Annotated in this window: 16 protein-coding genes; 5 read left to right on the top strand and 11 right to left on the bottom strand. The window is 33.1% G+C overall.

Going from position 1 to position 15,647, the window contains the following annotated elements:
• Positions 1–3 precede the first annotated feature (3 nt).
• On the bottom strand, positions 4–384 hold the full coding sequence (gene gloA2, locus FC55_RS04770) for an SMU1112c/YaeR family gloxylase I-like metalloprotein (RefSeq protein WP_003700738.1): 381 nt from the start codon (positions 382–384) through the stop codon (positions 4–6).
• Positions 384–830 (bottom strand): MerR family transcriptional regulator, encoded by a 447-nt coding sequence (locus FC55_RS04765; RefSeq protein ID WP_035150021.1) that lies wholly within the window; start codon positions 828–830, stop codon positions 384–386. The genes gloA2 and FC55_RS04765 overlap by 1 nt, the downstream gene beginning before the upstream one ends.
• Positions 831–984: 154 nt before the next feature.
• Here FC55_RS04765 and FC55_RS04760 point away from each other — a divergent pair, with 154 nt between their 5' ends.
• The 3 genes from FC55_RS04760 to FC55_RS04750 all read left to right on the top strand — a co-directional run bounded on the left by FC55_RS04760 (position 985) and on the right by FC55_RS04750 (position 3,922).
• Positions 985–2,463: an MDR family MFS transporter gene (locus FC55_RS04760; RefSeq protein ID WP_003700735.1), complete on the top strand. Its 1,479-nt coding sequence runs from the start codon at positions 985–987 to the stop codon at positions 2,461–2,463.
• Positions 2,463–3,164 carry a DUF4811 domain-containing protein gene (locus FC55_RS04755; protein WP_003700734.1) on the top strand — a complete coding sequence of 234 codons (702 nt, stop codon included), beginning with the start codon at positions 2,463–2,465 and terminating at the stop codon, positions 3,162–3,164. The genes FC55_RS04760 and FC55_RS04755 overlap by 1 nt, the downstream gene beginning before the upstream one ends.
• Positions 3,165–3,436: 272 nt before the next feature.
• The gene (locus FC55_RS04750; protein WP_003700732.1) at positions 3,437–3,922 is read left to right on the top strand and encodes a CPBP family intramembrane glutamic endopeptidase; all 486 of its coding nucleotides are present in this window, start codon (positions 3,437–3,439) and stop codon (positions 3,920–3,922) included.
• Positions 3,923–3,980: 58 nt separating this feature from the next.
• Here the strand turns inward: FC55_RS04750 and FC55_RS04745 are convergent, their stop codons facing one another.
• From FC55_RS04745 to FC55_RS04735, 3 genes are all read right to left on the bottom strand, one after another.
• Positions 3,981–4,787 carry a Cof-type HAD-IIB family hydrolase gene (locus FC55_RS04745; protein WP_003700730.1) on the bottom strand — a complete coding sequence of 269 codons (807 nt, stop codon included), beginning with the start codon at positions 4,785–4,787 and terminating at the stop codon, positions 3,981–3,983.
• Positions 4,784–5,560, bottom strand: a complete 777-nt coding sequence (locus FC55_RS04740; RefSeq protein WP_011475503.1) for a DeoR/GlpR family DNA-binding transcription regulator — start codon at positions 5,558–5,560, stop codon at positions 4,784–4,786. The genes FC55_RS04745 and FC55_RS04740 overlap by 4 nt, the downstream gene beginning before the upstream one ends.
• A 212-nt stretch (positions 5,561–5,772) precedes the next feature.
• On the bottom strand, positions 5,773–7,026 hold the full coding sequence (locus tag FC55_RS04735) for a serine hydrolase (protein ID WP_003700727.1): 1,254 nt from the start codon (positions 7,024–7,026) through the stop codon (positions 5,773–5,775).
• Positions 7,027–7,226: 200 nt separating this feature from the next.
• On the opposite strand from FC55_RS04735, the gene FC55_RS04730 reads away from it, so the two are divergent.
• Positions 7,227–8,663, top strand: a complete 1,437-nt coding sequence (locus FC55_RS04730) for a DHA2 family efflux MFS transporter permease subunit (protein WP_003700724.1) — start codon at positions 7,227–7,229, stop codon at positions 8,661–8,663.
• 37 nt (positions 8,664–8,700) lie between these two features.
• Here FC55_RS04730 and FC55_RS04725 read toward each other — a convergent pair whose 3' ends face one another.
• Both FC55_RS04725 and FC55_RS04720 read right to left on the bottom strand, forming a co-directional pair.
• Complete coding sequence (locus FC55_RS04725) at positions 8,701–9,237, bottom strand: biotin transporter BioY (protein ID WP_035150015.1); 537 nt, start codon at positions 9,235–9,237, stop codon at positions 8,701–8,703.
• 136 nt (positions 9,238–9,373) lie between these two features.
• A complete protein-coding gene (locus tag FC55_RS04720; protein ID WP_003700720.1) occupies positions 9,374–11,167 on the bottom strand; it encodes a DUF2207 domain-containing protein in 1,794 nt (597 codons plus the stop codon).
• A 186-nt stretch (positions 11,168–11,353) separates the two neighbouring features.
• Between FC55_RS04720 and FC55_RS04715 the strand changes: the two genes are divergently transcribed.
• A complete protein-coding gene (locus FC55_RS04715; protein WP_003700719.1) occupies positions 11,354–11,626 on the top strand; it encodes a hypothetical protein in 273 nt (90 codons plus the stop codon).
• Between the two features lie 77 nt (positions 11,627–11,703).
• Here the strand turns inward: FC55_RS04715 and FC55_RS04710 are convergent, their stop codons facing one another.
• From FC55_RS04710 to FC55_RS04695, 4 genes are all read right to left on the bottom strand, one after another.
• Complete coding sequence (locus FC55_RS04710) at positions 11,704–12,720, bottom strand: glycosyltransferase family 2 protein (protein WP_003700717.1); 1,017 nt, start codon at positions 12,718–12,720, stop codon at positions 11,704–11,706.
• Between the two features lie 26 nt (positions 12,721–12,746).
• Positions 12,747–13,400 (bottom strand): matrixin family metalloprotease, encoded by a 654-nt coding sequence (locus tag FC55_RS04705; protein WP_003700716.1) that lies wholly within the window; start codon positions 13,398–13,400, stop codon positions 12,747–12,749.
• Between the two features lie 76 nt (positions 13,401–13,476).
• Entirely contained in the window at positions 13,477–14,115 is a 639-nt protein-coding gene (locus FC55_RS04700) for a potassium channel family protein (RefSeq protein WP_003700714.1), read from the bottom strand.
• A 19-nt stretch (positions 14,116–14,134) separates the two neighbouring features.
• On the bottom strand, positions 14,135–15,523 hold the full coding sequence (locus FC55_RS04695; protein ID WP_003700713.1) for a TrkH family potassium uptake protein: 1,389 nt from the start codon (positions 15,521–15,523) through the stop codon (positions 14,135–14,137).
• Positions 15,524–15,647 lie beyond the last annotated feature (124 nt).

Below are 15,647 nucleotides of genomic sequence, written 5' to 3'. Positions count from 1 at the left end.
TTTTTATTCGTGTATTTCCAATGGTGTTCCTGCTGGATCATAGAAAAATGTCATCGCCTTACCATTAAAGGTATCATTACGAATTGGTTCACATTCTACCCCTTTGGCCGTTAATTCTTTGACAGTTTCTTCTACACTATCAACCCTAAAAGCTAGATGACGTAATCCTTTAGCTTCTGGATAGGTTGGACGAACTGGAGCATCTTCTTTAATGAAGATTTCCAATACCATTTCTCCAAATCCAACATTAAATAAGATGTCATTTTTTTCTGGTCTAACATGTTTATCTAACAACGTGAAACCCAATTTATCTACATAAAATTCTTTCATCTCTTCAAAATCTGTTCCAATAATCGCAATGTGATGAACCTTACTAAAATCCATTATTCTTCGCCTTCTTTTTCAATTTCTATTGAACAACCATCCTCAGTTACTATTCCATAAGCATGTTTATTTTTATCATTACATACTTTTCCTAAGTCAATTTTACCATAATGTTTATCTTTATCCGTTACCTCAACGTCTTTGATAATTTCAACACCAAATCTTCGTAAAACTAATAATTGTTGTCTACGCTCCTCAGCTTTTTCAATTGAAGCGTTCAAGGTATAGCCTTCATCTAAGAAATGTTTGATTAATCTAATATGATAATATTCATTAATTGTAAATTTTCTTTTGTTTCCATCGCCTTCATTGATCGATTTAATATATCCTTTTTCTTCCCAATATCTTAATTGACGCGAAGAAACCCCGGTGGACTTACTCATATCTCCGATTCCAATTTGGATATCATCCATCGCTCTTTTACCATCTGTATTTTGAAAAAACACGTCATTACTCCTTTCTTTGTCCATATATCATACACTAATTGTAACTTTTTTAACTTATTTGTCAACTTTCTTGACAAACATAAAATTAGGGTGTAATATTTTCAAAGTTAAATTGTAAGTTATGAAAATATATTATTTAAGGAGGAAATAAAAATTGGCTGAAACACAAGCTACTGATATTTACGGAAAACCATATAACCGATCTTTATTAGTTCTCGTTTTAATGATTGGTTCTTTTTGTACTATTTTAAATGCTACTTTACTCGCAACTGCATTTCCAGCAATTATGAAGTCATTTGACATCAGCACCGCAACGGTTGAATGGCTAACAACTGGTTTTATGTTAGTTAACGGGGTTATGATTCCTATCTCTGCATGGATGATTAATAAATTTAATACCCGTACAATGTATATTGGTGCTATGTCAACATTCTTTGTTGGTACTTTATTATCATTTATCGCCCCTAACTTTGCTACATTGTTGGCTGGACGTTTAATCCAAGGTTTGGGTGTTGGGGTATCTATGCCTCTTCTTCAAACAATCATGCTATCCATCTTCCCACCTGAAAAACGTGGTGCCGCAATGGGTACTGTAGGGATTGCGATCGGTGTAGCTCCTGCGATTGGACCTACTCTTTCTGGATGGATCGTTGATAACTTCTCATGGCGTGATTTATTCGGTATGATGCTTCCAATTGTTTTAGGTGTTATCATTCTTTCAATCTTCTTGATGAAAAATGTTATCCCTAACCGTGATCAAGATATCGATGTTATTTCTGCTATTACATCCATTATCGGTTTTGGTTCCATGCTTTATGGATTCTCCAAAGCTGGTAACGACGGTTGGACTGATCCACTTGTACTAGCATTTATTTTTGTTGGTATTATCTTCGTTATTTTATTTGGTTGGCGTCAGCTTAAGATGGAAGTACCATTCCTTGATATTTCTGTTTTCAAATATGGGGAATTTAGTCTTGCTGCCATCTTATCAAGTGTATCCAACCTTGCTATGATGGGAATTGAAATGATTTTGCCATTATACATTCAAAACATTCGTGGAGAATCAGCTTTCCACTCTGGTTTAATTTTACTTCCAGGTGCGATGGCAATGGCTATTATGTCTCCGATTACTGGTCGTTTATTTGACCGCTACGGTGCTAGATACATGGCAATCACTGGTTTGACAATGTTGTCTCTAGGAACATTACCATTCCTTTTCCTAACTAGTCACACTTCTATTTTATACATCACTGTTTTCTATGCTGTGCGTATGTTCGGAATTGCAATGGTTATGATGCCTGTTACAACTTCTGGTATGAATGTCCTACCATTCAAACAAATTTCTGACGGTACTGCTGTAAACAATACTTTCCGTCAAGTTGTTAGCTCAATCGGTACTGCTATTTTAGTATCTGTATTAAGTACAACTACTAAAGACAACATGCCTGCTAAGTCCTTACTTCACGCAACACCTTTAGCTTATCGTGATAAGGCTATTGACGCTGTTTTAAGTGGTTATACAGCCGCATTCTTAGTAGCTGCAATCTTCGCAATCGTTGCTTTAGCTCTAGCATTCTTCCTTAAGAAAGGAAATCGTGCTCGTGAAGCTGCTATGTTAGGGGGTAAAAAATAATGAGTATTATTTTACTAATTATTGCTTTAATATTCTTCTTTATTTGTTCCGTAATTCCATTTAATAAATATCACGGAATCATTGCCTTCTTTTTCTTAGTAATTGCTACTTTGAGTGGTGTCTCAATTGTTGCTAATGATACTTACCACTATGGTATGAAAGTGAAAACTACTACTACTCGTTACCAATTAGTTTCAGCTTCAGATAAGATGAATGTACTTCTATATCAACCACTTGGAAATGGCTCTGAAAAAGTTTATCTTTACAAGACTTCTTCCAAGCAAAAGATCAAGCCTATGAAAACTAAAGACTCTAGTGCTAAGTACGTTATTACAAGTGATAAGCCAAATGTAACAATTACTGAAAAACGCTATGTTTACAAAGATGGTGTATCTAAATTCTTCTTTGGCATTCTTCACAATAATAATGAATTGAAGCATCGCTACTACACTTTCAATATCAATCGTGATTGGAATGTATTAACAGCTAAGCAAGCCAAGGAATTAGATAAGTTGGTTAAAAAGAATCAAGCTACATTGAAGTCTCAAGTAGAAACTGCGGTTAAGGCTAAAGTTGCTGCTGCAATGCAAGCCAACCCACAAATGTCAGCTGAACAACAAAAAGAATTAATCCAACAAGCTCAAAATGAAGCTACTCAAGCTGCGATGCAAAAATTAATTCAATCTGTAAAAGAAAAATAATCAAGCATATAAATTGACGTCCATGTTTATCTCATGATAGATTTACATGGACGTTTTTATTTAAAAAGGAAATAGAAAGGAATTATATGCTATGCTAAATAATTTAGAAAAAACGCCGTTAAGACCTTATTGGTATCTTTCAGTACTTTTCATCGCTCTAGGAGTTTATGGTTCATTATCTGGAGTTCTTCCTCTAACTTGGGATCTGGTTCATTGTTGGAGGGGCTCTAGCAATTGTTACTCAATTCAACTTTGAGACTTTAAAAGTATCCATGGGCAAAATGGAAAAAGGTAGTTGGAAGATTATTTTTTGGTCGATTATTTTGACTTTTATTACTTCATTTGCCACTATGGCACTGGGAAATTTACTTTTCCATACTGGTTTTGTTGAAAACTCTAATGCTGTTCATACAGGACCTATTCTTGCTCGTATACAACACTTAGTTCTTCTTTCCATCTCTTTGATAGGCGAAGAATTAATCACAGCTTCAGTTGCATTTCCGCTATATCATTTACTTGCTGAAAAGATGTCTTCTAAGCAAGCCTGGATCATAGCTGGATTAATTAGTGCCATTTTATTTGGTTTAATGCACTTGAAAATTTATCATGGAAACTTATACCAATGTATCGTAGTAATTGGTTTAACTCGTTTACCATTTAACTACGCTTGGAGAAAAACAAACAGTTTATGGGGTGGAATTATCGGTCATATTATCTATGACTTGGTAATTTTTATTCCTGCAATGTTTATCGTTTAAGCATATAAATAACCCACGACAGATCTAATTTCTACTTAGATTTATCGTGGGTTTTATTTTATAGTAAATGCTTAACGACATTTTCTAAACCATGAACAATTCCATCTTCTTCATTTGATAAAGTGGTATATGTCGCAATTGATTTAACTTTATCGTTAGCATTCCCCATCGCTACTGAAGTACCAACTGTTTCGAACATCTTAATGTCATTTTCTCCATCGCCAAATGCTAATAACTCTTCTTTCTTTAAGTTATCTCTTTGTCTAATGTACTCAATTCCAAAACTCTTAACCGCAACTTCATTAGTAATTTCAAAGTAATTATAATTAGAATGATTTGCGCTAACGCCATCTAATTTCATTCCTCTAATTATATCTACAACTTTATCGAAATTTTCCATATTTGTTCCAACAATCATAATTTTATAAATAGGTTCGGTATAGTCGATTTCACTATACTTCTTCAAAGTTGGCTTAATATTGGTAATACTTGTTTCATATCTTGTACCATCATCTTCTTGTTGAGCATACCACTCGTCCTTGGTATACCAACTTACTGATACACCTTCATATTTATCTTGAATTTCTTCAATTACTCGCTTGGCAGCTTCTGCTTGTAATGGATTGGAAGAAATTACTTCATTTCCATCTTTATGTGGGAAGAATATCAATCCACCATTAAAAGCAATTTGTTCACCTTTTAAATTTAAATCATCAATCGCAAACTGCATTTCTTTAGGAGCGCGTGCAGTCACTAAAGTTAATGGCAAATCTATCTTTTGTAGATATTCTGCTGTTTTAGGATTAATTTGTCCCTTATCATTCAACAATGTTTTATCCATATCTGTAAATATATGCTTTATCATTTTGTCTCATCCTCTTTCACGTACTTTATCTTTATATCTGGTTTAAAATACTTACGATATTTTTCTTCTAATGGCACATCTGTAATTAATACGTCAATATCCTTTAAGTTAGCGGACTTATATGGTGAGGAATTATTAGTTACAAACTTATACTTCTGAGCAATTAAAATAACTTTTCTTGATCGTTCAACAACTTTTTTAGCAATCGCTGCATCATAAGAATCCACTACCATAACTCCATCTGGTTGAATCTTGGAAGTTCCGATAAATGCAGCATCAAAAGTAATATTATCTAATTGGGACAATGTTTCCATTGAATATGTATAACGATTCCCCTTATCAATTTTTCCACCTAATAATTCTACCTCTGGCAGCTTATTTAGCATTAATCTCACAGCATTATCAATTGAATTAGTCATAATTGTAGTATTCACTTGCCCTAATTGCTCACACATCTGCATCAATGTCGTGGAGGCACCTACAAAATATAAGCCACTTGGATTAAATTCTTCTCTAGCTAATCGAGCCATTTTAGCTTTAATTGGGGACTGAATGTGGGAACGTGTTACAAATCCTGGTACATTATTAAATTTAATTTCCATCAACCCACCATGAATTCGAGCTGCTTGTCCCGTAGATGTCAATCTCAATACATCTCTTCTAGCCGTATCAAATGCAATCCCAAAATGATCAGCTAATTCATGTGTTGTTAATTTATGTTTTTTTGCTAACATCTCTTTAATTTCTTCTAATCTTTGCTCTTGAGAAAGCATTTTCATCACCTCACAAGTTAATTCTAGCATATTTTACTGATTTCAGACGCATTTAATCAGCATATTACAATTTAAATTCAGTATATATCGGCATTTTAAGTTTTAAATACTGATCATTTTTTTATAAATACTAATATAATCAGATTATTAGTTCAGCATTTCATGACAAATGCTGAAAAAAGACGAAATTCATTTGAACTTCGTCTTTTTTTCTATATTGCATCGCTCAGCATTTGCCACCATTTTATAAGAATATTAATTCCTTCTACACTATTAGCAGCTAATGCTTTAGTTTTCAAATCAGTTGATCCATCTATGAACCCTAAGTTACCAGCAATCGTTATTTGATAATCTCCCACTGTTTCACCTTGCTTGATTGGTGCTTCTATTTTAGAAGATTTTGGTGTTAATTTAATTTGTAGCGCCTTTGCTCTAGTGTTCTTAGGCACCCATAAACTTAAATCATTTCCGATTATTGTTGATATACTGCTTTGTTTTCCATACTTGACTTTAATATCCTGTCTTAACGCTTGATTTGTACTTATAGCCAAGTAATCATAATTATTGTAAATATAATTTAACAAATTCTTGGTTTGATCAAATCTAGCATCATTGTCTTTTGCTCCAGCAATTACTGTTATAATGCGGTGACCATCTTTGTTAGTTGTTGATGCAAAACAATAACCTGCTGCATCTGATGTTCCCGTTTTAAGACCATCAACTTCTAAATTTGAATCATCTTGTAGCAATTCATTCGTATTATTAACAGTTGTAATTTCTCCATTATCGTTAAAGTCGATCATGGTTAATTTTGTCGTTTCTAAAATCTCTGGATACTCTTTAATCAACTTTTGCGAAATAATCGCCATGTCTCGTACTGAAAATTCGTTTTCTGCATTTTCATCTGTATTAGGATAAATTTCATCGCCCAAATACTTAGCTGTTAGTCCATTCGCACTGTAGATCTTAGCATCTGTAATTCCCAAACTTTTGGCAGTTTCTCTCATTTTATCTATAAATTTTGTCTGTGTTCCTGAAATGGCATTACCAATCAACATTGTTGCTGCATTCGCTGAACCTACCAACATTGCTTGATACAACTGCCTTATAGTATAACTATGCCCCTCTTGTAGAGGCACGTTTGTCAATTCAGTATTATTACTAATATCTACTTCAGTTGCAGTAGGGGTTACTCTGGTTTCCCAGGTAATTTCACCCTTATGAATCGCTTGTAACAATATATAAGCTGTCAGCAGTTTAGACATAGATGCAACTGGATATGTTTGTTTATCATCTTTAGCGTAAATGATTTGCCCTGTTTTAGCATCTACCGCAATTGCTGATTTAGCCTCTAAATCTAACTGTGGTAAAGTTTGATCAGCATTAATAAATCCTTGCCCTATCCCTGTTACTACCATCAAAGAAGTTAGGAAACTTATTCCTAATTTTTTTAATTTCTTAAGCACTATTTTTTCCTTTCCATATTTACATTGAAATAATAGTACTATTATACAATAAGTCTATTTCAGATTGAATTTTCATACTGTTTCATAATATATACTTATATTTTCATTTTTAATCAAAATCTAACTTACGAAGAAAAATTTTTTCTGTTAATATAATCAACAGTCTTACTGTTTAAGAAAATATTAAGGAGGAAAATTTTTTGGAGAAAGAGAAAATTTCACAACAATTATCTGCGCAAGTAGATGTTAAACATCCCTGGCTTGCGATGACTAGTATGTTAATTGGGGCTTTTGTTGGTATGTTAAGTGAAACATCATTAAACATCGCCCTTCCAACTTTAGGTAAGGTTTTTAATGTTGAACCTAGTTCACTACAATGGTTAGTAACAGGATATATGTTAGTTATTGGGATTGTTTTACCATTTTTAAGCCTTATTTCTAAGTGGTTTACTACTCGTCAAATTGTTATTTTTGCTTTAGCTGATTTCGCAATTGGTGCCCTAATTTCAGGTTTTGCAAATAGTTTTACTGTTTTATTAATTGGACGTTTAATTCAAGGTATCGGAACTGGTTTAATTCTACCTTTAATGTTTACTGTCGCTATGTTAATCTTCCCACCACAAAAACTAGGTGCGGTAATGGGGGTTAACGCCTTAGTTATTATGTTTGCTCCAGCAATTGGACCTACTATTACTGGTATCATTTTAGGAGCTTTATCTTGGAGAGATATCTTCTTTATCTTTACAGTTTTATTAGTTATTGGTCTATTATTTGCGATTTTCACACTTAAAAATGTTAATAAGATTACTCGACCACATGTTGATGTTCTTTCTGTTTTAGGTTCAATTATCGGATTTTCATCTCTTGTTGCCGGTGTAAGTTTTGCTAGTGAATCTGGTTGGGCTTCATTTAAAGTTTTAGGTCTTATTTTAGTTGCGATCATCGTTTTAGTTTTATATGCTCGTCGTCAATTAAAACTTGAAAATCCTGTATTAAATCTACGCGTTTTCAGTAAAGTTAACTTTAGAACTGGTGCGTTCTTAGTCATGATTGACTTTGGAATTATCTTATCATCTATGTACTTATTACCACAGTTCATCCAAAATGCGATGTTACTTCCAGTTGCTATGACAGGTATCATCATGCTTCCAGGTGGTATTATTAACGCTTTGGTTTCCGCAATTTCTGGTCGTTTATATGATAGTATTGGTGCTAAAATTCCTGCTACTATCGGATTTTTCATAGCATTACTCGGATCAATCATGTTCATTTTTGCATCTGAAAAATCTTCAGTTGCTTACGTTATCACAGCCCACATTATCTTAATGATTGGTTGTCCACTTGCTATGTCACCATCACAAACTCATGGACTTAATGCTTTACAAGGTCCTGAATCAGCTGATGGTTCAACTATCATGAATACACTTCAACAAATTGTTGGTGCGATCGCTACTGCAATTGCTACTAGTCTTTTAGGTATCGGTGAAGCAGTTTCACATAGCTCTAATAAAGCTATTTCCTTTACTTCTGGGGTTCATTTTGGATTCTACTTCACTGCTTTTCTAACAATTGTTGGTTTACTCTTAGCTTTAACAATTAAAGGTAAAAACAAGAGTCAAGATATCGAATTACATTAAGAAAAAGCCATCTGAAAATCATTCAGATGGTTTTTTTCTAGGCTTCAACAATATTCATCTTTTTCAATCTTCTATAAATTAGTACTACAACTAAAGCTTTAATTGTATCACCAGGAATAAATACTAAGTTAGATATCAATGCTTTCATAAATGGCATGTGAGCTATAGCTGTTAACCCTATTGTTCCTAAAACATCTATAAAAATGACACCTACTACCCAAACAATTAAAAGTTCTAACCAGAAATTTGAATGCGAAAATTTCTTTAATCCATAACCTATTAATGCTGCTGCGAATGGATAAGCATAGATATAGCCAGCGGTTGCTCCAACAAAGACTGCAACTCCACCTCTACCACCTGTCATTAATGGTAATCCAACTGCTACGAGTAGTAAGAAAATAATAACTGATAAAAATCCACGCTTAGAGCCTAAAATAGCCCCAGCTAACATTATTCCCATGTTTTGTAAAACTAATGGAACAGGAATAAAGCCCAAAGGAATTGGTGGTACAAATCCTAATACAATAATAATTGCTGTCATCATCGCAATTAATGCTACATTTTTTGTTTTCAATGCTCTTCCTCACTTTCTAATTCAAAACATATAGATATTATACCCTATACTCCAATAATTGTTAACCCATTTTTATAATTAAGTTAACAATAAACACAAAAATAAAAATCCCAGTAGTTTCCTACTGAGATTCATTCTAAAATGCTCCACCACCAGAGCCGCCACCAAATCCACCAGAACTACCGCCAGAAAAACCACCGGATCCGCCTGATGATGAGGAATAATTTCCCATTCCTCTGGTAAAGCTACTATTAAAATCATTACTAAAATTAGCAATTCCATTATGATAGATAAATGGATAGTAGTAAATGAAATTACTATTTTGCAGTTCTTCACTTGTAAAGTTATCAATTAAGGCTTTAGATACTTTTTTAGATAATCCTAAAGCAACTGCATATGGTAACAATCCTTCCCATAAAACAATGTCACCAACTTCTTTAAGATTAAATCTACCAATATCATTCATCATACGATAAAAGCCTCGCAGCTCCGTCATTCCAGCTGCACCTGTTTTGGTATAAATTGAATCTTTCATTATAAAGTATAGAATTGAGGCCACTAGTAGCACTAAGCTTACCCCCATAACCCATAGAGCAGCTGAATTATCAGTGATAATGAGTCCCACGATTAATATTAACATCAAAATACCAGAAATGATTGCTCTTCTAATCATAGCTGATTTTGCATTATTCGAAACCCATCCTAGTTTGTTAGCTTCATCTCTAACTGATTTCTGCCAAGCCTTATACGCATTTACAACATTCATATGTTCATGCTTTTTCTTACCGTATTTCTTTATTTGTTTCATACTTACCTGCTTGGTATCACCTATTTTGTTAAACAATAATTCTAATATTTCATTATTGGATAACGCTGTTTCATCCAGTAAGGTTAAAAGATAGTCTTTCTTTTTATTTGGAATTGGTTCAATTTTTATTACTCTTTTTACTGATAATTCTAGTAAATAAGCACTTAACGCCTTGTTATCAGGATCTGTATCTCTAAATAAACTTTGCGCTACTGCAGCTTCATAATTTGGTAGCTCGAACACATGAGGGGCGTTCTTAACTGATAATGGACGGTAAGTCTTCTCCTTTAGTGGCATCAAATTATACAAGATACTTCCAAAAGATCCCACACAGATTACCACAAACATCGCTCCAGCCCAAAGTCTATCTTTTCTTTCCTGCGCTTTACGTTTTCGATTAGCTTCTAAGGCTAGTTGTTTTTCCTGTTTCTGAACCTCAGCCTTATGCTTTTCATTTCGTACGTTAGTATTCTCCGGAGTAAGAGCTACTGGAAATAAAATATGACTTTCTACAAAATTTTTAGCTGGTAATTCTGCCAAACTAAGTGTTACCTGCCCTGATTTCTTATCTACTTTTGTCGTTCCTGTTAACGGTCCATGACTCCAAGCTTGCAAATCAGAAACATCTTGTCCTGGCAATTTAATTGTCACTTTTACATTATTTAACTCTGTTTCCCAGCCATCGCCAATTACTTTAAAATTCAATTCAGCTGTATCTTTCCAATTAATAACAGCATTATTTAATACATATTGATACGTGAAATTTACTTCTTGATTATCTACATTATGATAGACCTTAAATAAATACCCTTTATCATCGCGTGTTAATTTGTATGTATTATTTCTTGCGCTATCGTTTTGTTGAGTTTCTTGTCCATTAATCCATACTTGGGTTTGACTTATTTGCTGATTACTTTCCAAATTTTGGCGATAATATACGCCGTGTGCTTCATCTGGAAAATCATAGCGAATATGTCTTTTAATTATTAACGATCCATTTTTTTGAACATCAACATTAACTGTATAGTCCTTTACATCATAATTTACATCAGCTTGAATATTCTTTATTCCTATTAGCGAGAGGAATATGCAACAAAGAATAAGTACTATGTTCCTTTTCATCATCCCACCTCTTTCTATTTCACACCTTAATTATACCAAATAAGATTTATCTACTAAAATTTCAAAATATCGTCAATTATTTTAACAAATCTTTAGTTATCGTTTACATTTACTTTATAACACTCTGTTAATATAAGAATCGTTGATAGAGATAAGTGTTTCTTTTAGAAATGAGTTGATTAAAATATGAATGAAAAAAATGTAGAAGTTAAAATTAATGAAAATGATATAGTCCCTGCACAAGTTATAAAAGTTAATAATAAAACAATTACTTTAAAAACCGAAGATAATGAGATTATCACTGTTGATAGGCCGAAAAGTACTATCAAAGATAAACTCTTCTTAAAAACTATGATTGATATTTTACGTAGTGGTATTTGGATTCCAGTAAATAAGAAGTTAAAACAATTACTACGTTATGACTGGTTTGATTCTCTAGAAGAATATCGATTTTTGTAAAGAAAATTAAATAATTTCTCAATAATAAAAAGATTGCTAAAGATCGTTTTAATAATGATCTCTAGCAATTTTTACTTTTATATTCGATTAATTCCTTTTATCCTATCTTCAGTATTTAACAAGAAAATTACCGTTTTAAACATTCCCTTATTAATTAATCTTCTGAAAATTTTCCCACGCTTAGATAGTGCTTTATCAAAAATATTACTATCAAAACCTTCATACTGTCCTTCACGTACAATATCTTCTAATTTTACTTTAGCTTCTGTATAAGTCAAACGTCCAGTTCTCACTAAAGGTGCAAAATAGCATTCAATCAAGAAGATTATCCCAGTTATACCAAAACGTATTTTAATTTTCTCGATTATTGAATTAGACTCAAGTCTGGATAATATTTCTAACAAATACTTACGGAAAAGCAATTCATTAGTTACATTATATTCATTGAATAAATGTACTGAGCTAGAATCATGGACTACATAAAATTTACTATTTGTTTCTACTACTTTATTTGCCAATGATACTGCATCAAAAACAAATAATGTATCTTCTCCTACTCGTAGCTTATCATTAAAAGCTATCTTATTTTCAATTAAAAATGAGCGTAAATATATTTTGTCCTGTATTCCTGTACTAATTGCATGTTTACCTAACATCGCAATTTCTGCCAAAACTTCAGCTCTGTTATTATCCTTATTTAGATCTATAACATCATTTCTATCCGTATCAAAAATTATTATTTCAGCATTTTGGGCTAGCTTTTCTTTTAAATCAACTACATCTACTAAGGCAAGCTCATCATCACTATCAACAAAGGTTACATACTGTCCTGTACTATATTTAATCCCTGTATTTCTAGCTTTACTTACTCCACCATGTGAGTTTCTTATTAATTTTAATGCTAATGCCTGATTCTTTTTTTGGAGGTTTTCAAAAATTTTCACAGTTTTATCAGTAGATCCATCATCTATGGCTAACACTTCTACTACACTTTCTTGATCTTTGAATGCTTTCGAAATACTAATAATAAGTCTTTCAATACTATTTTCGACATTATACATTGGTATTACAATCGTAATTAGATAATCTTCCACCCCAATCTTCTCCCCTGAATTTAATTCTAATTTTCCTGATATAGTTTCTTAACGACATCTACATCGCGTGGCTGGATCGTATAATAAGATCCTGCTGGCTGCATAACTGATACTTCATCTGTATGATCTAGTCCTATCGCATGTCCCAATTCATGTTCAGCAGTATTAACAATTCGTTGTTCACTGTAACCATATGTGGCACTTTCTAGATAATAACGATTTAAGTAAACTGTAGCTTTAATAATTCGCTTAGTTTGTTCATCAGTTGTAGTATCTGTCGTTCCTGCAGTTCCATCATCATTTTCCATTAACTTACCTACTATGTCCGCATCTTTCTTATCATTCACAATCTTAAAGGTGAACGCACCAGTATTATTCCACTGCTTTATCGCCGACACAAAGGCATTGTATAAAGTACCATCATCAATGTCTATATAGACTGTGGCTGTATTGTTAGGCCAACGGTTATTGTCATATTTAACATTATCTGTTTGTACTTTATTCTTCTGTTCTCCACTTTCAAGTGTATAATTGGTCTTTTTTCCTAATAATTCTTCTACTTGATTTACATATGGCATTATCGCCTGTAAATATCGTGGTGTTGTTAAGACTTTTTGTATTCCTACTAGAATTACCGCTATAATTCCTAGCCTTACTATTAGTCGAAAAATGGTCTTCACACTATCCCATCCTTAGCTCAATTTACCTGCTATTTTAACATACACTTAGTTATAAATTGTGCATCTTAAGACTTTCTTATAATCCTAAATCGTGTTTATCTGTTACAACCAGAATTGTATCTCCCTTATCAAAAGTCAAATTAGGGCCAATATCTGTCTGCAAATCATTATTTCGTCTAATCGCAATTACATTGAGCCCATATTTTGAACGTAAATCTAATTCTGCCAATGGTTTATGTAACCATTCATCTTTAACATTTATTTCTATTATTGAAATTTTATCTGAAAGCTCTATGTAATCTAGGAAATTTTTCGCAACTAAATTATGAGCTGTTCGCACCGCACCATCGCGTTCAGGAATTACTACTCGATCAGCTCCAACTTTTTTAAAAATCGTCCTCTGAGTATCATCTGATGCTTTAGCTATTACTAAAGGTACTCCTGCATCTTTAGCCGCTATAATCGCCATGATTGAAGCACTGAGATTACCTGACATTGAAACAACTACACCATCCATGTTATTCAATCCCAGTTTCTCATATGCCATTTCATTTAATGCATCGATTGAAATAGCCATCGTCACATCATCAGCAATTGCTGTGATCTTATTTTCATTCTTGTCTACTGCTAACACATCGGCTCCTATTTCCATTAATTCATAAGAAACGCTTCGGCCAAATTCTCCTAAACCGAAAACTGCATATGATCTGTCCATTCTTTTACCTACCTTCTTTTTAACCTACTCGAATATTTCCCGGGGCATACTTAAGATTTGCATGATGTTTTCTTCTCATTAATGCTAATAAAATAGAGATTGGTCCTACTCTACCTAAGTACATGCAAACTATGATTAAATATTTCGCAGCTGTTGTTAAATGTGGGGTTAAATCACGACTTATACCCACCGTTCCTAAAGCACTATAAACTTCAAAGACATTATCTGTCATATCTCCAGGTTGGATAAAATACATTAGTAACACCGCTAAAACACTTGCTGCAACACTAATCAGTGTAATTGCAATTGCCTTTCTAGTTGTTTGACGTGGCACTTGGCGTTTGAAACAAATTGCTTCTGGCTCACCCTTTATTGTTGCTCTAACTTCAGCTAATATTACTGCTAATGTAGTTGTCTTAATCCCACCAGCTGTACCAGTTGGAGACCCACCAATAAACATTAAGAATACTGTCAACATTACTGATGGAATGGTTAAGTTTGCTTGAGGAATAGTTATAAAACCAGCTGTTCTAGTAGTTACAGATTGGAATAGTGCCTCTAACATTGCCTGACTACTTTTAACACTACCTAATGTGTTAGGATTACTTCTTTCAAAAAGATAATATAGAATTGCTCCACCAAATATCAAGGCAAATGTTGTTGTCAAAACCATCTTAGTATGTTGTGACAGTGTATTTTTTAATCTTTTTCCCCTACCATTTTTGTAGTAACGGTACTGATTAACAAAACCTTTTATTAATTCATTCCATACTGTAAAACCTAGACCCCCACAAACAATAAGTAGCATTGTTACGATATTCAGCCACCAATTACCTGCATAAGCAATTAAACTATTATCTGCCAATAAGTCAATTCCGGCATTACAAAAAGCAGACACTGAATGAAAAATTGAATACCAACTTCCTGTGAGAAAACCAAAGTGTGGTATGAAATATATAGAATAAGCTATTGCTCCTAACCCTTCTATCATCAACGATTCTTTAATGACTCGAATTACAAAGTTTACAATTCCTTTATTATTATCTAGATTAAAAGCATCAGCCATTAATAATCTATTTTGTAGTGATATTCGCTTGCCAGTCGCAAAAAAAGCTAACGACATCAGCGTTATTGTTCCTAAACCTCCAAGTTGAATTAGCAATAAAATTACGATATGCCCAAGACTCGACCAATGAGTTGCTGTCGTAACTGTTACTAATCCAGTAATACAGACACTTGTTGTTGCAGTAAATAATGCATCAACAAAAGCTGTACTTTCTCCATTCGCACTCATAATAGGTAACATTAAAATCAAGCTACCAATCATTATTGCTAGTAGAAAACTCAAAGTAATAATTTGAATTCGAGACAAGCCCTGCCTCGTTCGCATTTTTCTTCTTCCGTACATATTAATCCCTTATTCTCTATAAAATAAAAATCATAACATTACAATTAATATATCATAATTTCTCAAATTACTAAAAAAGCATACTTAGAAATGATTTCTGAAGTGCAACAAAAAAGTTAGACAA

This window comes from Ligilactobacillus salivarius DSM 20555 = ATCC 11741 (assembly GCF_001435955.1).
Taxonomy (GTDB): domain Bacteria; phylum Bacillota; class Bacilli; order Lactobacillales; family Lactobacillaceae; genus Ligilactobacillus; species Ligilactobacillus salivarius.
This window is presented reverse-complemented; position numbering and strand designations above follow the sequence as displayed.

Coding starts and splice junctions, on each gene's coding strand:
- gloA2 (WP_003700738.1), bottom strand. CDS start 384: ATGGATTTTAGTAAGGTTCATCACATTGCGATTATTGGAACAGATTTT.
- FC55_RS04755 (WP_003700734.1), top strand. CDS start 2,463: ATGAGTATTATTTTACTAATTATTGCTTTAATATTCTTCTTTATTTGT.
- FC55_RS04750 (WP_003700732.1), top strand. CDS start 3,437: ATGGGCAAAATGGAAAAAGGTAGTTGGAAGATTATTTTTTGGTCGATT.
- FC55_RS04745 (WP_003700730.1), bottom strand. CDS start 4,787: ATGATAAAGCATATATTTACAGATATGGATAAAACATTGTTGAATGAT.
- FC55_RS04740 (WP_011475503.1), bottom strand. CDS start 5,560: ATGCTTTCTCAAGAGCAAAGATTAGAAGAAATTAAAGAGATGTTAGCA.
- FC55_RS04720 (WP_003700720.1), bottom strand. CDS start 11,167: ATGAAAAGGAACATAGTACTTATTCTTTGTTGCATATTCCTCTCGCTA.
- FC55_RS04715 (WP_003700719.1), top strand. CDS start 11,354: ATGAATGAAAAAAATGTAGAAGTTAAAATTAATGAAAATGATATAGTC.
- FC55_RS04700 (WP_003700714.1), bottom strand. CDS start 14,115: ATGGACAGATCATATGCAGTTTTCGGTTTAGGAGAATTTGGCCGAAGC.
- FC55_RS04695 (WP_003700713.1), bottom strand. CDS start 15,523: ATGTACGGAAGAAGAAAAATGCGAACGAGGCAGGGCTTGTCTCGAATT.